The sequence below is a fragment of the Arcobacter pernae genome, assembly GCF_049472135.1.
Classification (GTDB): domain Bacteria; phylum Campylobacterota; class Campylobacteria; order Campylobacterales; family Arcobacteraceae; genus Arcobacter_B.
In genome coordinates, this window is sequence record NZ_JBMOVV010000016.1 from 1 (window position 1) to 21966 (window position 21966).

Annotated in this window: 17 protein-coding genes and 1 rRNA gene; 13 read left to right on the forward strand and 5 right to left on the reverse strand. The window is 29.4% G+C overall.

The features are described 5' to 3' along the window. Nucleotides 1-100: 100 nt before the first annotated feature. From ACH5BF_RS13425 to ACH5BF_RS13440, 4 genes are all read right to left on the reverse strand, one after another. Nucleotides 101-1617 (reverse strand): 16S ribosomal RNA (locus tag ACH5BF_RS13425). Nucleotides 1618-1940: 323 nt separating this feature from the next. Then, complete coding sequence (locus ACH5BF_RS13430; RefSeq protein WP_423274769.1) at nt 1941-2555, reverse strand: type II secretion system protein; 615 nt, start codon at nt 2553-2555, stop codon at nt 1941-1943. Further along, nucleotides 2542-3735, reverse strand: coding sequence for an ArnT family glycosyltransferase (locus ACH5BF_RS13435; protein WP_423274770.1), 1194 nt, complete (start codon nt 3733-3735; stop codon nt 2542-2544). The genes ACH5BF_RS13430 and ACH5BF_RS13435 overlap by 14 nt, the downstream gene beginning before the upstream one ends. 1 nt (nt 3736) lies before the next feature. Continuing rightward, nucleotides 3737-4306: an anthranilate synthase component II gene (locus ACH5BF_RS13440; RefSeq protein ID WP_423274771.1), complete on the reverse strand. Its 570-nt coding sequence runs from the start codon at nt 4304-4306 to the stop codon at nt 3737-3739. A 197-nt stretch (nt 4307-4503) separates the two neighbouring features. Between ACH5BF_RS13440 and ACH5BF_RS13445 the strand changes: the two genes are divergently transcribed. The 4 genes from ACH5BF_RS13445 to ACH5BF_RS13460 all read left to right on the forward strand — a co-directional run bounded on the left by ACH5BF_RS13445 (nt 4504) and on the right by ACH5BF_RS13460 (nt 10430). Next, nucleotides 4504-5511 carry a Fe(3+) ABC transporter substrate-binding protein gene (locus ACH5BF_RS13445; protein ID WP_423274772.1) on the forward strand — a complete coding sequence of 336 codons (1008 nt, stop codon included), beginning with the start codon at nt 4504-4506 and terminating at the stop codon, nt 5509-5511. Between the two features lie 6 nt (nt 5512-5517). Further along, nucleotides 5518-7122 carry an ABC transporter permease gene (locus tag ACH5BF_RS13450; protein ID WP_423274773.1) on the forward strand — a complete coding sequence of 535 codons (1605 nt, stop codon included), beginning with the start codon at nt 5518-5520 and terminating at the stop codon, nt 7120-7122. A gap of 1 nt (nt 7123) precedes the next feature. Next, on the forward strand, nt 7124-8116 hold the full coding sequence (locus ACH5BF_RS13455; protein ID WP_423274774.1) for an ABC transporter ATP-binding protein: 993 nt from the start codon (nt 7124-7126) through the stop codon (nt 8114-8116). 91 nt (nt 8117-8207) lie between these two features. Continuing rightward, nucleotides 8208-10430 carry a transporter substrate-binding domain-containing diguanylate cyclase gene (locus ACH5BF_RS13460; protein WP_423274775.1) on the forward strand — a complete coding sequence of 741 codons (2223 nt, stop codon included), beginning with the start codon at nt 8208-8210 and terminating at the stop codon, nt 10428-10430. A 26-nt stretch (nt 10431-10456) separates the two neighbouring features. Here ACH5BF_RS13460 and ACH5BF_RS13465 read toward each other — a convergent pair whose 3' ends face one another. Continuing rightward, nucleotides 10457-12271, reverse strand: coding sequence for a menaquinone biosynthesis decarboxylase (locus tag ACH5BF_RS13465; RefSeq protein WP_423274776.1), 1815 nt, complete (start codon nt 12269-12271; stop codon nt 10457-10459). An 83-nt stretch (nt 12272-12354) separates the two neighbouring features. Here ACH5BF_RS13465 and ACH5BF_RS13470 point away from each other — a divergent pair, with 83 nt between their 5' ends. The 9 genes from ACH5BF_RS13470 to ACH5BF_RS13510 all read left to right on the forward strand — a co-directional run bounded on the left by ACH5BF_RS13470 (nt 12355) and on the right by ACH5BF_RS13510 (nt 21966). Then, on the forward strand, nt 12355-13515 hold the full coding sequence (locus ACH5BF_RS13470; protein WP_423274777.1) for a MalY/PatB family protein: 1161 nt from the start codon (nt 12355-12357) through the stop codon (nt 13513-13515). Nucleotides 13516-13646: 131 nt separating this feature from the next. Further along, nucleotides 13647-14009 (forward strand): NADH-quinone oxidoreductase subunit A, encoded by a 363-nt coding sequence (locus ACH5BF_RS13475; RefSeq protein WP_423274778.1) that lies wholly within the window; start codon nt 13647-13649, stop codon nt 14007-14009. Further along, nucleotides 14000-14515, forward strand: a complete 516-nt coding sequence (locus ACH5BF_RS13480; RefSeq protein ID WP_423274779.1) for an NADH-quinone oxidoreductase subunit B — start codon at nt 14000-14002, stop codon at nt 14513-14515. Before ACH5BF_RS13475 ends, ACH5BF_RS13480 begins: the two co-directional genes overlap by 10 nt. Further along, nucleotides 14508-16142: an NADH-quinone oxidoreductase subunit D gene (locus ACH5BF_RS13485; RefSeq protein ID WP_423274780.1), complete on the forward strand. Its 1635-nt coding sequence runs from the start codon at nt 14508-14510 to the stop codon at nt 16140-16142. Before ACH5BF_RS13480 ends, ACH5BF_RS13485 begins: the two co-directional genes overlap by 8 nt. After that, on the forward strand, nt 16142-16621 hold the full coding sequence (locus tag ACH5BF_RS13490) for an NADH-quinone oxidoreductase subunit NuoE family protein (RefSeq protein WP_423274781.1): 480 nt from the start codon (nt 16142-16144) through the stop codon (nt 16619-16621). The genes ACH5BF_RS13485 and ACH5BF_RS13490 overlap by 1 nt, the downstream gene beginning before the upstream one ends. An 11-nt stretch (nt 16622-16632) precedes the next feature. Beyond that, the gene (gene nuoF, locus ACH5BF_RS13495; protein WP_423274821.1) at nt 16633-17883 is read left to right on the forward strand and encodes an NADH-quinone oxidoreductase subunit NuoF; all 1251 of its coding nucleotides are present in this window, start codon (nt 16633-16635) and stop codon (nt 17881-17883) included. Nucleotides 17884-17921: 38 nt separating this feature from the next. Further along, nucleotides 17922-19208: a citrate synthase gene (locus ACH5BF_RS13500; protein ID WP_423274782.1), complete on the forward strand. Its 1287-nt coding sequence runs from the start codon at nt 17922-17924 to the stop codon at nt 19206-19208. A 47-nt stretch (nt 19209-19255) separates the two neighbouring features. Beyond that, nucleotides 19256-20692: an NADH-quinone oxidoreductase subunit G gene (locus tag ACH5BF_RS13505; protein WP_423274783.1), complete on the forward strand. Its 1437-nt coding sequence runs from the start codon at nt 19256-19258 to the stop codon at nt 20690-20692. Then, entirely contained in the window at nt 20689-21966 is a 1278-nt protein-coding gene (locus tag ACH5BF_RS13510) for a complex I subunit 1/NuoH family protein (protein ID WP_423274785.1), read from the forward strand. Before ACH5BF_RS13505 ends, ACH5BF_RS13510 begins: the two co-directional genes overlap by 4 nt.

Sequence of the window (21966 nt, forward strand, 5' to 3'; positions counted from 1 at the left end):
TAATCTTTATAAACCGAATATAGAAAGGTTGATATACCTTTTTTATTTGCTATCTTTGATAGCTTTGGAGAAGTTAATCGAATAACTTCTCTCTTCTCTGAAAGGAGGTGATCCAACCGCAGGTTCTCCTACGGTTACCTTGTTACGACTTCACCCCAGTCGCTGAATCCACTGTGGAGGGTAGCTACCTTAGCATCCCCGCTTCGAATGAGTTCAACTCCCATGGTGTGACGGGCGGTGAGTACAAGACCCGGGAACGTATTCACCGTAGCATTGCTGATCTACGATTACTAGCGATTCCAACTTCATGTAGTCGAGTTGCAGACTACAATCCGAACTGGGAGATATTTTTGAGATTTGCTCCACCTCACGGTATCGCGGCTCTTTGTATACCCCATTGTAGCACGTGTGTAGCCCTGGACGTAAGGGCCATGATGACTTGACGTCGTCCTCACCTTCCTCCTACTTGCGTAGGCAGTCTCGTTAGAGTTCTCAGCCGAACTGTTAGCAACTAACGACGAGGGTTGCGCTCGTTGCGGGACTTAACCCAACATCTCACGACACGAGCTGACGACAGCCGTGCAGCACCTGTATATAAGTTTCTGCAAGCAGACACCAATCTATCTCTAGAAAGTTCTTACTATGTCAAGTCCAGGTAAGGTTCTTCGCGTATCGTCGAATTAAACCACATGCTCCACCGCTTGTGCGGGTCCCCGTCTATTCCTTTGAGTTTTAATCTTGCGACCGTACTCCCCAGGCGGTACACTTAATGTGTTTACTGCATTACTGCAAGGTCTAGCCTCACAACAACTAGTGTACATCGTTTAGGGCGTGGACTACCAGGGTATCTAATCCTGTTTGCTCCCCACGCTTTCGCGTCTCAGCGTCAATAATGTTCCAGTAGATCGCCTTCGCAATCGGTATTCCTTCTGATCTCTACGGATTTTACCCCTACACCAGAAATTCCATCTACCTCTCCCATATTCTAGGTAATCAGTTTCAAGAGCAGTTCTATGGTTGAGCCATAGGATTTCACTCCTGACTTAATTACCCGCCTACACGCTCTTTACGCCCAGTGATTCCGAGTAACGCTTGCGCCCTCCGTATTACCGCGGCTGCTGGCACGGAGTTAGCCGGCGCTTATTCATATAGTACCGTCATTATCTTCCTATATAAAAGGAGTTTACGCACCGAAATGTGTCATCCTCCACGCGGCGTTGCTGCATCAGGGTTTCCCCCATTGTGCAATATTCCCCACTGCTGCCTCCCGTAGGAGTCTGGACCGTGTCTCAGTTCCAGTGTGACTGATCATCCTCTCAAACCAGTTAGGCGTCATAGCCTTGGTGAGCCATTACCTCACCAACAAGCTGATACCGTACAGGCCGATCCTAGAGCTATAAATATTTCCCTTGCAAACTTATGTTTTAAAGGCATATGGGGTGTTAGCAGTCGTTTCCAACTGTTATCCCCCTCTCTAGGGCACATTACCTATATATTACTCACCCGTGCGCCACTTAGCTGACAGTTATAGCAAGCTATAACCCGTTCTCGTTCGACTTGCATGTGTTAAGCACGCCGCCAGCGTTCACTCTGAGCCAGGATCAAACTCTCCATAATAAAGTGTTTGAAACTGACAATTTTTGTTTCCATTAAACAAAATTATCACTCAAGTGTTTTTACATAAATGTAAAAAGCTTAAATAGACAAGAATTATTTTTCTTGTTTTTTTATCGTTTTTTCTATATTCGGTTTATAAAAATTACTTCTTATTAACCTTCGTTTTTAAAGATCATATCTCTTTAGAACTTTGTGTCGTTCCTCTGAAATTGGACGGGAATTATAGACAAATTATCCCCCTTTGTCAAGAGAAAACTCTTAATAAAAGCTTAAATTTTATAATTTATGAGTTTTGCTATCTTTTTATTGTGTTTATTAGATTTTTAGTTAATTTTTATGTATGATGTTTCTTTTTTTATCTCTATTTCTCTTATATTTTCGTATTTATCAATGATTTTTACTTTACAATCTTCTACTAAAATTGATTTACTATCATTATTTGAAAGTTTTGTATAAATCTTTCCATCATTTGAAAATGATATTTGACCTAAGGAACTAGTATTATTACATGACAATTGAATTTTATCAATGAAATAGTTTTTAGTTAATAAAGAATATTTACTTAAATCATCTTTTTCTTGACAACTATTTGAATTGTAAATATATTTATTAGATAATGGATCTTTCAAACTTTCTGTTTTATTTGGATGACCTTGCATATTACTATCTGAATATATGACATAATATATTCCTCCTACTTCTTCTCTACATCTGTAAAATTTTAATGTCCATCTTTTTTTAAACCATACTTCTTCTGAATAAGATTTTTTTGAATCAATAAGTGCTTTATATCTTAAATATTTTAATTGAAGTGAAAGTCTGTTTGTTAATTCATCAATTTTATTTTTAGGAGTGTTAATTTTAAATATAGAATATAGGATTGAAAGTAAAACAATAACTAATATTAATTCTAAAATTGTAAAACTATTTTTTTTCATAAATATATAGTTTAATTAATTCTTTATTGTAATAAGAAATTATTAGAGTTTTAATTACATTTTCATTTTTATTTTTTGAAACATAAAATTGATTTCCTTTTTCAATACCATAATATTTTAATCTTAACTGTAATCTTTCATCATTAACATTAATTTTATTTATTCCATATGATTTTAATTTGCTAGCTATATCTTTTGCAAAATGATATTTATATGCAAAATGTTTTTTCTCATCTGGTAAAAATAAATATAAAGGTTTATTTATTATTGTTAATAAACAATTTACTAATAACATAAATAATACAATCAAACCCAAGATGTAATGTTTTCTTCTAAAAACCGATAATCTAACTCGATATGAATGATAAAACATTTTTAACATAAAAGGTATAGATATTACAACATAAGGAGCAAAGTCTTCAATATATACTCTTTGCCTAAAAGAAAAAAGTAGTGACACTAATAAAGCTGTAGTTGAAATATACCAAACAAAGGTTCTTTCATTTTTTATTCCAGCTCTGTATATTGTATATATAAAATATATAAACATTAAAGGAGAGAAAATTGTTGCATATATAGCAAAAGTATCTAAGAAATACCCTTTAGGCTTTCCTTCTGTTTGGAAACCATAAATATACATGGACAATGAGAACAAAAAAAGTGAAAGATATATTAGTTTTTTTTCTTTTTCTTTCAAAGAGAAGAAAAATAATGCCAAAAAGAAAATTGCAAATGAATTATCAATAAATACTAATAAAAATAAAAGCCAAATTGGATGTTCTTTATTTTTCTCATAAATGTATATATATAATAAAGTGAAAAATAGTACAACTATCGCACTATTTACAAGAAGAGATGCACTTAAAACACCAGGCAATATCATAAATATAAGAATTGATAAGAATTGATCTTTTTTATATTTAAAGTAGTTTAATGTCAATTTATACATTAATAAAACACTTAATGTATAAAAAACAATAAATGGTAGCCTTAAGGCAATATCGTTTTGACCAAAAATATAAATTGAAGTTTTTGTGATATAAGTTAAAACTGAACTATTTTCAAATACATTTAATGCTTCTTTATATGAGATGCTTAATGTATTTGAAGCATAAATTAATATAACTACTAATATTGAAAGAATAAAATAAAATAAATAGTCATATTTTATATTTGTCATATTATAACTTTAAGAAATTATCTAACATTTCATATCCATATTCACTCATAATTGACTCTGGATGAAATTGTACTCCATATATTTGTTTACCTTTAATTTCTAAAGACATAATTTCTTCATCATCTAAACTAATAGATGTTGGGATAACTATTTCTGGAACACTCTGTTTTTCAACAGTTAAAGAGTGATATCTAGTTTGAGTAAACTCTTTTGGAATGTCTTTAAAAATTACTGAATCATTGATTACTTTTATTTTTGATGTTTTACCATGCATCATATTTTTAGCTTTAATAACTTTAGCACCAAATACTTGTGCAATACTTTGGTGACCTAAACAAATTCCAAAAATTGGTTTTTTATCTGCAAAATGTTTTATAACATCTAAACAAACTCCCGCTTCATTTGGAGTTGCAGGTCCTGGAGATAAGATAATCTTCTCAGGATTTAAAGCTTCAATTTCTTCAACTGTTAATTCATCATTTCTAATTACTTTTAAATCAGCCCCTAATTCTAAACAGTATTGAACTATGTTATATGTAAAAGAGTCATAGTTGTCAATCATTAATATCATAAATTATTTACCTCTGTATATATCAATAAATGATATATCTAAATTATTGTAGTAATTATATCAATAAAATTGTATTTTTTTATTAAAGTAGTTTAATTTAATTTGATAATCATTCTTACTATTAAGTTTAATTAAAGTTTTACTTGATTATAATTTCGATAACAATTATCAGTATAGTATAAATAAAAAGGAAAATTATGTTAAAAAAGTTAGCATTAACAGCCGTAGTATTAGCAAGTTCATTATTTGCAAGTTCAGAAGTAAATGTTTATTCTCATAGACACTATGATACAGATAAACAATTATTCAAAATGTTTGAAGAAAAAACAGGGATTAAGGTAAATGTAGTAAATGCTAAAGCATCTGCTTTAATTAAAAGAATGGAAAGTGAAGGTGCAAAATCACCTGCTGATGTATTAATTACAGTTGATGCAGGAAGATTATTCCAAGCAAAACAAAAAGATTTATTACAATCTATTGATTCAAATTACTTAACAACAAACATTCCAGCAAACTTAAGAGATAAAGATAACAAATGGTTTGCATTAACAAAAAGATCAAGAGTAGCAGTATATAGAATTGGTTCAGAAGTAGAAGGAAAATTATCTACATATGAAGATTTAGCAGACCCAAAATTCAAAGGTCAAATTATGGTTAGATCATCAAATAACATTTATAACCAATCTTTATTAGCAGCAATGATTGCACACCATGGTGAAGAAAAAGCTCTAGAATGGGCAAAAGGTGTTGTAGCAAATATGGCTAAAGCTCCTAAAGGTAATGACAGATATCAAGTAAAAGCAGTAGCTAATGGAATTGGTTCAATTGCAATTGCAAATACTTACTACATTGGTAAAATGGTTGATAACAAAGATGTATCACAAAGAGAATCAGTAAAAAAAGTTAAAATTTTCTTCCCAGAATTTAAAAATGGTGGAACTCATATCAATGTATCTGGTGCAGGTGTAGCTAAATATGCTCCAAATAAAGAAAATGCAGTTAAATTTATTGAATTTATGGCTTCAAAAGATGCACAAGAATTATTCGCTAAAGGTAACTATGAGTACCCTGTATTAGCGGGAGTTAAAAGTTCTGACATTGTTTCATCTTGGGGTCAGTTTAAAGATGATACAATCTCGATTAACACTTTAGGTGAAAATAACGCAGCTGCAATCAGAATTTTTGATAAAGCAGGATGGAAGTAATAATAATTGATAAACAATTTTTCAAAATTAAAGATAAGTAGTGTAATTCTCACACTACTTATTAGTGCACCAGCAATCATAATATTTTTATATCTTTTTTCAGGTTCAAGTGACAATTGGCAACACTTGAAGGATACTCTATTATATGAATATATCTTTAATACACTATACATAATGTTTGGTGTTGCAATCCTAACAGGAATAATAGGTTTTACCACAGCATATCTAACATCTTTATATACATTTACATTCTCTAACTTTTTTCATTATGCTTTAATTTTACCATTTGCTATACCTACTTACATAATGGCATTTATTTATGGAGGAATGTTTGATATTACAGGAAGTGTAACTACATTTGTATTAGACTTATTTAACACATCAATTGATGAAGTCTATTTCTTTGATATTATGTCTATAGAAGGTGCTATTATAATTATGTCATTAGTTTTATACCCTTATGTATATTTAATTTGTAAGACATATTTATCTTTCGAATCTGCTTCAATTATAGATGCAGCAAAAACATTTAATTTATCTTCTTGGCAAATACTAAAAAAAGTAATTTTACCTGTATCAAGACCAGCAATTGTTGCTGGTGTTACTCTTGCTGTAATGGAAGCTATAGCTGATTTTGGAGTAATGGAATATTTTGGAGTAAGTACATTTGTAACTGGAATTTTTAGAGCTTGGTTTGGAATGGGTTCTGTTGAAGATGCAGCAAAACTAGCAAGTATTTTAATGACATTTGTATTTATAATTATAGTTTTAGAAAGACTTCAAAGAAGAAATAAAGTTTATAAAAGTTCAGGTAAGGACTTTAAACCTATTGATAAAATTAAACTTACTGGTAGTAAAAACATTGGTGCATTTATTTTATGTTTTATCCCATTTTTCTTAGGTTTCCTTTTACCATTTATTCAACTATGCTATTGGTTTATGCTGTCATATGAAGAAATAATTGATGAAGACTTTATGACACTTCTATATCAAACTTTAACTCTTGCAATTTCTTCTGCATTTATAATAACAGCATTAGCGTTATTATTTGTATATAATGTTAGATTAAATAATGACAAATCTTCTTCAATTTTAACACAAATAGTAAAAATGGGATATTCAATACCTGGAGCTGTTGTAGGTGTTGGGATACTTTCATTTTTTGCTGTATTAGACAAATATTTCTTTGATATTTTTTCTGATACATTTATAATTTCAGGAACAATAATTGCTGTTGTATTCGGATATTGTGTAAGATTTTTAGCTATTTCTATTAATAGTTTTGAATCTGGATTTTCAAGAATCCCTACTTCATATGATGATGCAGCTAAAATTTTAAATATTGGAGATAAAAAAACATTCTTTAAAATATATATTCCTTTACTAAAAAATACTGCATTTTCAGCTTTTATAGTAATATTTATTGAAGTTATTAAAGAATTACCTCTTACTATGATTCTAAGACCATTCAATTATGATACATTAGCAATCAGAGCATTAGAATTAACACAACAAGCACAAATTATAGAATCTTCTGTACCTTCAATGTTCATTATTTTAATTGGAATGGTTTCAGTGATTCTACTTGCAAAAAACATGAATAAGGTATAAAATGGTTACTGTAAATAATTTTTCAATCTCATTTGGCGAAACAAAAATATTAGAAGATATTAACTTTGATGTAAAAAAAGGTGAAATAGTTACTCTACTTGGAAAAAGTGGTTGTGGTAAAACAACAATTTTAAGAGCAATAGCTGGTCTTCAAAAAGAGCATGGCGGAGAAATATGTATTGGTAATGCTTGTGTTTCTTCTAAAGATGTATATGAAAAAAATAGAGAAGTTGGTTATATATTTCAAGATTATGCACTATTCCCTCATCTAAATGTTGAGGAGAATATTGCATTTGCTTTAGACAAACTATCAAAAAAAGATAGAGAGAAAAAAGTACTTAAACTTTTAGAACAGTTTGATATTGTTGATCATAGAAAAAAACAAATACATCAATTATCAGGTGGACAACAACAAAGAGTGGCAATTGCAAGAGCTATGGCAAATAATCCTAAGATACTCTTACTTGATGAACCATTTGCAAATCTTGACTCCCAATTAAGATACAAAACTAAAATGTGGGTGAAAAATTTAATAAAAAAATATGAACTAAGTGCAATATTAGTTACTCATGATAAAAAAGAAGCATTAAGTATATCTGACAAAATTGGTATTATAAATGATAAAAAAATGATACAGTTTGATACTGCTCAAAACATGTATAACAATCCAAAAAACTATTATATTGCAAACTTTCTATCTGAAATCAATATTATTCCTCATAAACTTTTAGAAAAACTTGAGATAAAAAAGAGTGATAATCAAGTTGCTATTACAAATACTAATAAATGTAAATTAACAACTATAAAAAATGATTTTGAAGTTGAAATTATCGACTATTCTTATTATGGTGAAAGCTATGAAGTGATTTATAAATTAAAAAATATAGAGCATGATAACTTACTTCATTCACAAGTTGAAAATATTGACTTCATAAAGAATAATAATTGTTATTTAGAAATTTCAACTGATGATATAAAAATTATTGAAAAATAACAATTTAGTATCAAAGGCTAGTATTATTTAATATATTTAGTGTATAATTGACTTTATGAAATTAAAAAAAGTCATTATATTATTATTACTATTGTTCAATTTCTCTTTTTCACAAAAACTAGATAGTGTAACTCTTCAATTAGATTGGTTGCATCAATTTCAATTTGCAGGTTATTATATTGCAAAAGAAAAAGGTTTTTATGAACAAAATGGATTAGATGTAAATATAAAAGAGTTTACATCTAATACAAAATTAATAGATGACACATTAATCAATCAATCCCATTATGCTATTGGTAAATCTTCTCTTATAATTGAAAGATTAAATGAGAAAGAAATCACTCTACTTGCAGCTATTTATCAAAATTCTCCTATGGTTTTATTAACAAGAAAAGACTCTGGTATTGATACTATTGAAAAACTAATAAATAAAAAAGTCATGTTAACAAGTGATGCAAAGGAAACAGCAAACATTATTTCAATGATAAAATCTCAAGGAGTTAAAAGTAATAAAATTAATTTTATTCCACACTCTTTTAAACTTGATGATTTAATAGATAGAAAAACTGATGCTATGGCCTGTTACTTATCAAATGAGCCATACATATTAACAGAAAAAAATATTTCATATAATATATTTAATCCTGCAGATTACGGTTTTGATTTTTATGGAGGTATTTTATTTACATCAAATAAAGAGGTAAAAAACTACCCCTTAAGGGTTAAAAACTTTTATGATGCAACAATGAAGGGTTGGTCTTATGCTTTTGATAATATTGAAGAGACTGCAAATATCATATATGAAAAATATAATACTCAAAATAAGACATTAAATTCACTGATTTATGAAGGAAGAGTATTAAAAAAACTTGCAAAATATGATGAAGGGCATTTAGGAAATATTGATATTGAAAAAATAAATGAAATAAAAAGATTATATTTACTTTTAGAGTTAGGTAAAAATAGTGATTTAAAGATTGATACATTTTTATACGATGAAAATAAGATACTTTTTAATGATTTTGAAAAAAACTATTTGAAAAACAATTCATTTACACTTTTAGTTAACGATTTGGATATTCCTTTTTCTTTTACAAAAGAAAATGAGTTTTCAGGTTTAGAAATAGACTTTTGGAATATTATTGGTAAAAAACTCAACACAAAATTTAATATAATTGAAAAACCAAATGATGAAAAGTTATTTAACGCCATTCAAACATTTGATATTAAACTAGAGTTTGATTATGAAAATATAAATAATACAACAACTCTACCTTTAAGTAAATTGCCAGTTGCTATTGCAACTAATAATGATAAAAACTTTATTTCTGATATGTATGTCTTGAAAAATAAAAAAGTTGCAATTATTGGAAATAAAACATTATTTAATAAATTAAAAAAAGAACATACTGATATTGATTTTTTATATCTAGATAATATTGATGAGGGTTTTAATGAACTTGAGAAAAAAAACATTTTTGGTGTAATAGATAACATATTATCTTTATCTCACTATATAATAAGAAATAATCACAATAATATAAAGATTGCTGGAACATTACCATATACAATAGATATAAGATTAAAAAGTTCCATACAAAATAAAGAAGTTATTCCTATTTTAAATAAGATTATTAATCAAATTAGTGAAGAAGAAAAAAGAGAAATCATAAATAAGTATCAACTTATAGTTTATCAAGAGATAAAAGATTACTCTTGGGTTTACAAGTATGTATTTCCATTAATTCTTATCATTGTTTTTTATATTTATATTAATGGTAAAATGAGAAAAGAAATCAAAAAAAGAAAGATTGCAGAAAGCAACCTTCTAGATTATGCAAATAAAGATAGTCTAACAAAGATTTTAAATAGAAGAAGAATAGAAAAAGTACTATCAACACTAATTAGAAAATCAAAACAAAGTGATACTATTTTCTCAATAATTTTTATTGACATTGATGATTTCAAATCTATAAATGATAAATTAGGTCATCTAATTGGGGATAAAGTTTTAATTAAAGTATCTAAAATCATAAGTGATCATATTAGAAAAGATGATATGTTTGGAAGATGGGGTGGAGAAGAATTTATATTAATACTTCCTAATACATCAGCATTAGATGCACAAAAAAGTGCAAATCACTTAAAAAATTTAATTGAAAATTATGATTTTAAAATCAATAGAAAAGTAACAGCAAGTTTTGGTATAACTCAATTTATAGAAACTGATACAAGAAAAGATATTGTTTTAAGAGCTGATAAAGCTATGTATTATGTTAAAAATAATGGTAAAAATTCTACTAAAATTTTTTAAAAGATAGGGATTTAAAATCCTATCTTTTAAAGTTGAAACTTCTTAATAAACTCATCGTCTATATCTAAAATTCCTCTTTGTCTTAATGAATCAATAACCTCTTTTGAACAATCAACATCATCAGGCCATCTTCTTTTAAAATTGTCTAATGAGTTCTTATTTGTTCCATCTAAACATAATGTATTTGAGTCAATAAATAAATCTCTATTTGAATCAATATTATTTACCACTCTCCACACTAACATATATGGATTTTCAACATCATTTTGGTTTGCATCATCAATAATAATTAAGATTTTAATATAGCCATATAAAGACTTTAATGATTCAAAAACTTCTTTTTGATTTCTTTTTTTATCAACAGTAATAACAGTAACTGGATTTTTTGTATTTGTATAGTACTGTTTTAATTGCTTAACCTCATCAGTTATTTCTTGCATTTTAGATAATAATTCACTATCTTCTAAAATTGTAATTCCTAATGAGTCTATTTCCTCACCTGTACAATCAAGTCCTAGTTTACCTCCAACAGCAAACTTTGGAGAAGAGTGATCAAGTGCATCTACTACACCTTTTGAAACCATTAAATCATCAATATCGATTCTATTTAGAATATGTTCTACCACAGCTTCATGGTCAGTTAAATCAGGAGCATCTTCATTTACAAAAATTGCATGTTTAACAAATGACATTTGCCCTACTCCCCAAAATGCATGCATCATTTGAGTAGCATGTCCTGGGTATAAAGTTTTAATTTTTGCTAAAATCAAGTTATGAAAAACTCCATTTTCTGGCATATAATAATCTATTAAGTCAGGTGCAGTTGTTTTAAGTAATGGCAAGAAAATTCTTTCTGTAGCATGTCCCATATACTTATCTTCTAATGGTGGTTTTCCTACAACTGTCGCTAAATAAGTTGGTTCTTTCTTATGTGTAATAGCTGTTACTTCCATAAATGGATACTCTTCTTCTAATGTGTAATATCCAGTATGATCACCGAATGGACCTTCTATTCTTAGTTTACTTGTATCTACAAATCCTTCAATAATAAAATCATTATCTCTTGGTACATAAATATCATTTGTAATTGATTTTACAAGTTGAGCATTTTTATTTTTAACAAAACCATAAAGCATAAGTTCAAAAATACCAATAGGTAATGGTGCTTGCCCACACCAAATATACATAGGATCTCCACCTATTCCAATAGAAACTGGCATTTTTTTACCTGCTTTTTTATACTCATGGAAGAAATGGTTTGAATCTTTATGAATTTGCCAATGCATTCCAAGTGTATTATCATCATATACTTGTAATCTATACATTCCTAAGTTTTTCATTTCACCATTTAAACTAGTTGTATAAACTTGTCCCATTGTAATGAAAGGACCACCATCTTGTTCCCAAGTAGTTAAAACAGGTAAATCAGACAGTTTTGCATCATTTCCAAGTTTTATTACTTGTTGACATTCACCCTTTCCTTTATTCTTTTTAGGAATAGTATTTTTTAAAGCAAATAACTTACCAAATGTTGATAGTTTTTCACTAAATGTAGTTGGTGGCTTCATTTTTAATAAAGATTCAATTTCACTACCTATTTTATCTCCATCTCCAATGAATAATTTAACTGCTTTCTCATTACAGAACACATTCATTAATACGGGCATATCAAAATTTTTATTGTTTTTTTTATCAACAACATTTGTAAAAAGTAAGGCTTTTGAATCCTCTTTTTTTACTTCAACATAAGCAATATGAGGAATTTCTAAATAAATATCTAATTCATCATCAATTACTCTTAACAAATCATTCTTTTTTAATAGTTCTATAGCTTCTTTCATAACTTTCCTAAATAACCTTATAATTAGTATAAATCTTATATCATTTTATCAATAAAATATAGTTTATAATAGAGGTTTTATATATGATTTATAATTTCGATGAGAATATTGATAGAAAAAACAGCAATTGTGAAAAACATGATGCCCTAAAAAAAGTATTTGGTTATGATGATTTACAAGGCTTATGGGTAGCAGATATGGATTTTAAAACACCAGATTTTATTAATAATAGAATAATTGAAGCTGCTAAAAAGTCTGTATATGGTTATAGTTATGCAAGTGATGAGTTTTATAATTCCATAATTAATTGGCAAAAAAATGAACATCAATGGGAAATATCAAAAGATGAACTTTTTATAGTTAATGGTGTAGTTCCAGCTTATAGTGCTTGTATTGAAGCATTTTGCCCTAATAAAGAGGACGAAGTAATTGTTCAAACACCAGTTTATCCTCCTTTATTTAAATGTGTTACTGCTAATAAAAGAAAAGTAGTAGTAAACGAACTTAAAGTAAATAATGGGTATTACACGATGGATTTAGAAGATTTAAAATCTAAAATCACAAAAAATACAAAAGTTTTATGTTTATGTTCACCGCATAACCCAGTAGGTAGAGTTTGGAATAAAGAAGAATTAGAAGATTTAGCACAAATATGTCTTGAAAATAATATTATTATAATATCAGATGAAATTCATTCAGATATTACATTTAAAAAGTTTACACCACTAGCTTCAATTAGTGAAAAAATAGCAAATATTACTATTACTTTAAACAGTGCAGGAAAAACTTTTAATATAGCTGGACTTAATACTTCATATGTTGTATCTAAAAACCAAGAGCTATTAGATAGATTTAGAAAAGTTGCACAAAAAAGACAGATTAATTCAGTTAATTTCTTTGGTTATATAGCTACTAAAGCTGCATATGAAGAAGGTTCAAACTATGTTAAAGAACTAAAACTTTATTTAGAAAAAAATATTGAATTAACACAAAAATATCTAAGAAACAAAAACTCAAAAATTAAATTTGTAAAGCCAGAAGCTACATATCTGTTATGGCTTAATTTTGAAGATTATGAACTGCCACATAATAAAATTAAAGAAAAGTTACTTACTGAGTCAAAAGTAGCTTTAAACGATGGTGTATCATTTGGTAGCAATGGTAAAAACTATTTTAGAATAAACTTAGCCCTTAGCAAAGAGCCATTACAAGAGGCTTTAGGGAAAATTTGTTACGCTTTTTAACAACCTTGTGAGATAAAGTATTACCTTTTTTCTCACAATGTATATTAAATTTTTACAAAAAGCTAAAATACTTTATTACTATTTTAAATTACAGTACAATCTTTAAATAATATTAAGAAATAGGATTTAACATGTCAACAGAACTTGTTCTTGCCTCTGTTATTTTTGTTGCTATTGGATTAATTCTTGTTGGTGTATTTACACTAACTAAATTCATAGGTCCTAGAAATGAAAATACAGAAATGAAAAACAGTGTTTACGAAAGTGGTGTATCTAATCCAATAGGAAATACAAACATTAGATTTTCTGTTAAATTCTATTTAATAGCTATATCTTTTTTATTATTCGATGTGGAAATAATCTTTATGTTCCCTTGGGCAGTTAATGTTGCTGAACTTGGAGCTACAGGATTAATAAAAATGTTCATCTTTATTGGACTTTTATTCCTTGGTCTAATCTATATGTATAAGAAAAAGGCTTTATCATGGGATTAGGTGTTGAATCAAAACTAGGTGACTCTATAGTTACTACAAAACTTGACCATGCTGTAAACTGGGGAAGATCATATTCACTTTGGCCTATGGCATTTGGTACTGCTTGTTGTGGTATTGAGTTTATGTCAGTTGCTGGTGCTAAATATGACTTATCAAGATTTGGTGCAGAAGTTGTAAGATTTTCACCAAGACAAGCAGATTTACTTATAGTTGCTGGAACTATTTCATATAAACAAGCTCCAATTTTAAAAAAGATTTATGAACAAATGTGTGAACCTAAATGGGTTATTTCAATGGGTGCATGTGCTTGTTCTGGTGGTTTTTACGATAACTATACTACAGTTCAAGGAATTGATCAAATAATTCCAGTTGATGAGTATATAGCAGGTTGTCCTCCAAGACCAGAAGCTGTTCTTGATGCAATTATGAGAATTCAAGAAAAAGCAAATGATGAATCTGTATTAAAAGATAGAATCAAAGAGTATAAAGGATTTTTAGATGCTTAAATGTGATATGCTAATTGATTCAAATGATATACTATCAACAATTACAAAATTAAAAAATGATGATAAATATACTATTCTTTTAGATATTACAGCTATTGACTATTTAAAATATCCAGATATTACACCATCTAGATTTGCTATAGTTTATATTTTAAGAGATTCAACATTTAAAAAACAAATAAGTATAAAGTCTTATGTTAATGATGATACTTTAGAAGTTCAAAGTATTACATCACTTTTTGAAGCGGCAAATTGGGCTGAAAGAGAAACATATGACCAATATGGTATAAAATTCAAAGGTCATCCAAACCTAAAAAGAATTCTTAACCATCATCAATTTATAGGACATCCTCTAAGAAAAGACTACCCTGTTACTAAAGGTCAAATTTGTACTGAAACAGAAAATCTTATGGATGAGATGTTACCAAGATTACATGCTAAAGGTTATACTGAAACTGAGATAAATGACCTTATGATGTTAAATATAGGACCTTCTCACCCTGCTTCTCATGGTACTATTAGAAACTTTGTTGCAATGGAAGGTGAAACTATTACTTCATGTGTAACTGAAATTGGTTACTTACATAGAGGTTTTGAAAAATCTTGTGAAACACATACTTACTCTCAGGTTATTCCATATACAGATAGACTTAACTACTGTAGTGCAATTTTAAATAACATTGGTTTTTCAAAAGCTGTAGAAGAGATGTTAAATATTGATATTACAGCAAGAGCTAAAGCTATTAGAGTTGTAATTGGAGAATTAAGCAGAATAATCGATCACTTAGTTTGTAATGCAGCAAATATGGTTGACTTAGGAGGTTTAACAAACTTCTGGTACTTATTTGCTCCAAGAGACAATGCTTATGATTTACTTTCAAAATTAACAGGAGCTAGACTTACAAATTCATATACTAGAATTGGTGGATTAGAGTTTGATTTATATGATGGTTTTGAAGAAGACTTAGAACAAGTTTTAAAAAATGTTGAAACTGCTATTGATGATGCATTAAGCCTAATAGCAAAAAATAGAATTTTCCACGATAGAACTCAAGATGTAGGAGTTATAAAACCTGAATTTGCACTTAGTGCAGGAGTTTCAGGACCAAATCTTAGGTCAACTGGTATTGCACATGATTTAAGAAAAGATAAGCCTTACTATGGTTATGAAAACTACGAATTTGACGTTGTTATAGGTAGTCATGGTGATGTTTACGATAGAATGATGTGTAGATTTGAAGAGATGACTCAAAGCATTAGAATCATTAGACAAGCGATGAAAGAATTACCAGATGGTCCATTAAACATTGACCATCAAGGAATTATTTTACCAGACAAAAAAGATGTGTATGGAAATATTGAAGGTTTAATGAATCAGTTTAAACTTACTTTTGAGGGAATTAAAGTTCCTAAAGGAGAGTATTATGGTTCAACTGAAGCTGGAAATGGAGAGCTTGGATTCTTTATTGTTAGTGATGGAACAGGAAGTGCCTATAAAGTAAAATGTAGACCTCCATGTTTTTATTCACTTGGTGCTTATGCAAAAATAGTAGAAGGTTCAATGCTTGCTGATGCAATTGTTACAATGGCTAGTATGAACTTTATTGCAGGGGAGTTCGATAGATAATGAGTAAATTTAAATATACGCCAGAAAATGAAAAAGAGTTTCAAAGATTACTTAAAAAATATCCAAATTCTGATGCAATGATGCTTCCAGGACTTTGGCTAGTTCAAGAACAAGAAGGATGGGTAAGTCCTGATGCAATGATTTTTATGGCAGATAGACTTGGAAAATCACCTGTAGAAGTTCATAGTTTTGCGACTTTTTATACTATGTTTAATTTAAAACCAATTGGAACTTACCATATTGAATTATGTAAAACACTTTCATGTATGATTATGGGTGCACCTGAACTTAAGAAATTTATAAAAGATACTATTGGAATTGAACCTGGGCAAACAAGTAAAGATGGAAAATTTCATTTTAGTGAAGTAGAATGCCAAGGAGCTTGTGGTGGAGCACCAATGATAGCTTTAAATAATAAGTATCATGAAAATATGACAGTTGAAAAACTAAAAGAGATTATAGAGGAGTGTAAAAAATGAGTGCTGATGATATGATAGTAAAAATCGTAAGTAAAAATTTTGACATTCCTGATTCTCATAAATTAGAAGTTGCACTAAAGCATGGAAGATATGAATCAATAGATAAACTATTTTCAATGAGTCCCAATGAAGTTACAGAAGAAGTTTGTAAAAGTGGACTTAGAGGAAAAGGTGGTGGAGGAGCAGCATGTGGACCTAAATGGAAACTAATGCCACCTGTTGATGATAGACCAAGATACTTAATAGCAAATGGTGATGAGAGTGAACCTGGGACTTTTAAAGATAGACAGATCTTTCAATATGACCCTCATTTACTAATTGAAGGTATTATTTGTTCATCTTATGCTATTGGAGCACATGATTGCTATATTTATATTAGAGGTGAATATAAATTTTTTATAGATAGATTAAATGCAGCCATAGAAGAAGCATATGAAGCAGGAATTATTGGTCCTAAAGTTATGAATAAATATGACTATAGAATGGATATAACTGTCCATAGAGGAGGAGGTGCTTATATTTGTGGAGAGAAATCTGCACTAATTGAGTCAATTGAAGGTAAGAGAGGTCATCCAAGACTAAAACCACATGGAAAAGAGTGTGAATGGTTCTTTGGAAACCCTGCAACTGTAAACAATGTAGAGACTATTGCTTCAGTTCCAAATATTGTGTTAAATGGTTATGAATCATACACAAAGTATGGAACACAAAAAGCACCAGGAACTATGTTATTTGCAATGAGTGGACCAGTTAAAAACCCAGGAGTTTATGAACTAGCTTACGGAAATAAAATGATAGATGTAATAAATAAGATAGGAGGAGGCCTTAAAGATGGATTAGAGTTAAAAGCTGTAATTCCAGGAGGAGCTTCTTGCCCTATCTTAACTGCACAGGAGGTTGAGAAGGCATATTTAGATTATGAATCAATGTGGGATATTGGTTCAACTTTAGGTACAGGAGGAATGATGATTATTCCCCATGGAGTATCTATGGTTGATGTTGCTAAAAACTTAATTGAGTTTTATCATCATGAGTCTTGTGGACAATGCACACCTTGTAGAGAGGGTTGTGGATGGATAGATAAAATTATCAAAAAGATTTTAGATGGTGAAGGTTCGAACGAAGATTTATCAACAATACTTGATGTGTGTGATACAATGAATGGAAAAACTATTTGTGTATTTGCACCAGCAGTTAAAGATATAATAAAAAGTATTGTTGAGAAATTCAGACATGAGTTTGAAGCACATTTTAAAAATTAAAAATAAAAAATTAAGTCAATTTACTAAAGGAGAAATTAATGGCAAAAAATACTATGACACTTACTGACAATAGAAATGGTGATACGTATGAATACAATATTATAGATGGAACAAGAGGACCAAGCGTTGTTGATATTTCAACTTTCTATAAAGATTCTGGAATGTTTACATATGACCCAGGATATACTTCAACAGCTTCTTGTGAATCAAAAATTACATTTATTGACGGTGAGAACTCAGAGTTAAGATATAGAGGTTACCCTATTCAAGATTTAGCAGGTAAAAAATCATACCTTGATGTTTGTCACTTATTAATGATGGGAAGATTACCTTCTGAAGAAGAATCAAAAGCATTTGATTTAGAAATTAGACATAGATCTTACTTAAATGAAGGTATCATTAGATTATTTGATGCATTACCAGATGGTGCACACCCAATGGCTACTATGGGTGCAGCAACTATGGCATTATCAGCATTCTATAAAGATCACTTACATTTAGAAGATGAAGAGCAATTCAAAACAATGAGAAGAAGAATCTTAGCTAAGATGCCTACAATCGCAGCTATGGCTTACAGAAACTCAATTGGTACTCCACTAATTTACCCAGATGTAAATAAATACTTTACTGAAAACTTCTTATATATGTTAAGAGCATACCCAGGTGGAAGAATGAAGTACTTAGGTGATGGTGTAAATGAGGAAATTAAACAAGTTGAAGTTGATGCATTAGATGCAATTTTAACTTTACATGCTGATCACGAACAAAATGCTTCTACTACTACAGTTAGAAACGTTGGTTCAACTGAAGCTCACCCATATGTTTCTATTGCATCTGGTATTTCTGCATTATGGGGTTCTGCTCATGGTGGTGCAAATGAAAAAGTTATGGATCAATTAAAATTAATTGGTGATGTTAAAAATGTTCCAACTTACATCGCAAAAGCAAAAGATAGAAATGACCCATTCAGACTAATGGGATTCGGACACAGAGTTTACAAAAACAGAGATCCAAGAGCTGAAACATTAAAAGGACTACAAGATCAATTAAGAGTTGAGTTAAACTTAGACTCTAAATTACTAGACGTAGCAGCAGCAGTTGAAGAAGCAGCATTAAATGATGATTACTTCAAAGAAAGAGGATTATATCCAAATATCGACTTCTACTCAGGTGTAATTTTAACTGCACTTAAAATTCCAGTAGAAATGTTTACTCCAATCTTTGTTATCGGAAGAATTCCAGGATGGATTTCACAATGGTCTGAGTTAAAACAAGATCCTAAACATAAAATTGCAAGACCAAGACAATTATATACAGGAAATTAATAGTAAACTATTAAAAATAAAACACTAAGTGTAAGGGGATAATACTTATGAGTGAAATGGTAGAAATTACAGTCAATGGTGCCCAAATGCAAGCTTCCAAAGGAAGCTTGTTAATTGATAAATTATTGGATGAGAATATTCACATACCTCATTTTTGTTATCACCAAGCACTTGGTAAAGATGGAAATTGCAGAATGTGTATGGTTGAAATTGAAGGTCAAAAAAGACCTCAAATTGCCTGTGATACACCTGTAAAAGAAGGAATGATTGTAAGAACAAAAGGTGAGAATATTGAAAAAGTTAGAAGAGATATTCTTGAACTTGAACTTATAAATCACCCTATTGACTGTCCTACTTGTGACCAAGCAGGAGAGTGTAAACTTCAAGATTACTACATGGAATCAGGATTTTATGAATCTAGAATCAATGTAGATGCTAAAAATAAGCATAGAAAAAGAGTTGACTTAGGCTCAAATGTTATGCTTGATGAAGAAAGATGTGTACTTTGTACAAGATGTGTAAGATTTTGTAAAGATATTACTAAAACTAGTGAACTAGGAGTAATTGATAGATCTGATCACTCAACTATTGGAATCTTCCCTGGTCGTCCCTTATCAAATCCATATGCAATGAATGTTGTTGATTTATGCCCAGTTGGAGCATTAACTTCAAAGGATTTTAGATTCAAACAAAGAGTTTGGTTTTTAGAAACATTTAATGCGATATGTAATGGTTGTTCAAAAGGTTGTAATATCTATGTTGACCATAGAAAAGAAAAATATGAAGATGACAAAATCTTTAGATTTAGACCAAGAGTAAATAAAAATGTAAATGGCTGGTTTATTTGTGATGAAGGAAGATTATCTTATCACAATGAAAACCAAAATAGATTTGAAACACCTCTTTTAAATAAAGAGCAAACAAATTTAAGTAATACAATTACAAACTTATTTAAAGAGTTATCTACATCAAAAAGTACTTTATTTGTATTAAGTGCAAATCTTTCTTATGAAGAAATATCAAATATAAATAATCTAGCTTCAAAAATAAATGCAAATGTTACAGGATATAATCCTCAAACACTTGATGAAAACTTTAAAGATGATTATTTAAGAACAAATGACAAAACTCCTAATAGAGCTTCATTTAAAGAAATAGGTATTGATGAAACAGAAGAGTTTTTCAATAAATCTTTAAAAGATGCTAGTTTAGTTGTTATAATAGATAGTAGCTACTTTGAAAATAAATCAGACTTATTAAAAGATAAAAAAGTTGTATCTTTATTTAGCCATCATTGTCTAACTATTAGCTACTCAAATATAGCTATTCCTATTGCTTCATTTTATGAAAAAAGTGGGACATATATCAATTGTGATGGTATTAAACAAAAAGTAGTATCACAAATGAATAAAAATAACCCAATGGAAACAGTTACATCAGTGATTGAGCATCTAAAAGAGATGATTTCAAAAGGAACGCTATGAGTAGTACAGCAATAACAATAATAAATATATCCATAGCATCTTTACTTGCTGTTGGACTAACACCTCTTTTTGTATGGTGGGAGAGAAGAATATCTGGACTTATGCAAGATAGAACTGGTCCAAATAGATGTAACATAGGTCCCTTGAGACTTGGCGGACTTATTCAAAGTTTTGCCGATATGTTAAAACTTGTATTTAAAGAAGACTTTACGCCTTCACATATTAAATACAAATTTTTCTTCTCAATTGCCCCAGCAATAGTATTTTTCTGTTCATTCTTAACATTTGCAACTATTCCTTTTGCTGATGTTTTAATAATTGATGGAAAATCACACATCATGTCAGCTATTCCCAATGAACTAGGAATTATGTGGTTTTTAGCATTTGCTGGTTTATCAATTTATGGAATAATACTTGGGGGTTATGCTTCTGCTAATAAATATGGACTATTAGGTTCTATTAGAGCTAGTGCACAAGTTATTTCATATGAAGTAGCACTTACACTTGCCGTTGTATCGATGGTTATTTCATATGGTTCAATTCACTTAACTGATATAGTAAATGCTCAAGCTGGAACTTTTCTAGGTGTAATTCCAATGTGGGGTATTTTTATTCAACCTCTAGCAGCTATTATATTTATAGTATGTGCTTTTGCTGAAACAAATAGAGCACCTTTTGATATAGCTGAGGGAGAATCTGAAATTGTTGCAGGTTATCATACTGAATATTCTGCTATGAGATTTGGACTTTTTCAAGTTGGTGAGTATGCTGCTATGTCAGCTTCATCTGCAATTATTGTGACACTATTTTTTGGTGGTTATCAAATTCCTTGGTTAGATACACAAACAATACATAGTAATATAAACTATGTAATAGTTGCCATAATGATTTTACTTCCAATAAAGATATTTATCTTTACTAAATGGATGAAGAAAAACAATAAAACAGTAGGACTTGGAGATAAAAGAAGAGAAAAAGAAACAAAAATCTTAACTATTACCTTTTGGTCTTTATGTTTTATCATTGTAGGATTACTAGCACTATTTTTAGTTACTGGATTAGGTTCAAATGGTATAAATATAGTAACAGCTGTTTTACAAATTGGAACTTTTTTAGTTAAGTTTTTCTTAATTGCCTTTTTATATATTTGGGTTAGATGGACAGTTTTAAGATTTAGATATGACCAATTACAAATGTTAGGATGGAAAGTATTAATACCACTTGCACTTCTAAATGTAATTTTAACTGCAACTTTTATAGTACTAGGAAGTTAA

Coding starts and splice junctions, on each gene's coding strand:
- ACH5BF_RS13430 (WP_423274769.1), bottom strand. CDS start 2,555: ATGAAAAAAAATAGTTTTACAATTTTAGAATTAATATTAGTTATTGTT.
- ACH5BF_RS13435 (WP_423274770.1), bottom strand. CDS start 3,735: ATGACAAATATAAAATATGACTATTTATTTTATTTTATTCTTTCAATA.
- ACH5BF_RS13440 (WP_423274771.1), bottom strand. CDS start 4,306: ATGATATTAATGATTGACAACTATGACTCTTTTACATATAACATAGTT.
- ACH5BF_RS13445 (WP_423274772.1), top strand. CDS start 4,504: ATGTTAAAAAAGTTAGCATTAACAGCCGTAGTATTAGCAAGTTCATTA.
- ACH5BF_RS13455 (WP_423274774.1), top strand. CDS start 7,124: ATGGTTACTGTAAATAATTTTTCAATCTCATTTGGCGAAACAAAAATA.
- ACH5BF_RS13465 (WP_423274776.1), bottom strand. CDS start 12,271: ATGAAAGAAGCTATAGAACTATTAAAAAAGAATGATTTGTTAAGAGTA.
- ACH5BF_RS13470 (WP_423274777.1), top strand. CDS start 12,355: ATGATTTATAATTTCGATGAGAATATTGATAGAAAAAACAGCAATTGT.
- ACH5BF_RS13475 (WP_423274778.1), top strand. CDS start 13,647: ATGTCAACAGAACTTGTTCTTGCCTCTGTTATTTTTGTTGCTATTGGA.
- ACH5BF_RS13480 (WP_423274779.1), top strand. CDS start 14,000: ATGGGATTAGGTGTTGAATCAAAACTAGGTGACTCTATAGTTACTACA.
- ACH5BF_RS13485 (WP_423274780.1), top strand. CDS start 14,508: ATGCTTAAATGTGATATGCTAATTGATTCAAATGATATACTATCAACA.
- ACH5BF_RS13490 (WP_423274781.1), top strand. CDS start 16,142: ATGAGTAAATTTAAATATACGCCAGAAAATGAAAAAGAGTTTCAAAGA.
- nuoF (WP_423274821.1), top strand. CDS start 16,633: ATGATAGTAAAAATCGTAAGTAAAAATTTTGACATTCCTGATTCTCAT.
- ACH5BF_RS13500 (WP_423274782.1), top strand. CDS start 17,922: ATGGCAAAAAATACTATGACACTTACTGACAATAGAAATGGTGATACG.
- ACH5BF_RS13505 (WP_423274783.1), top strand. CDS start 19,256: ATGAGTGAAATGGTAGAAATTACAGTCAATGGTGCCCAAATGCAAGCT.
- ACH5BF_RS13510 (WP_423274785.1), top strand. CDS start 20,689: ATGAGTAGTACAGCAATAACAATAATAAATATATCCATAGCATCTTTA.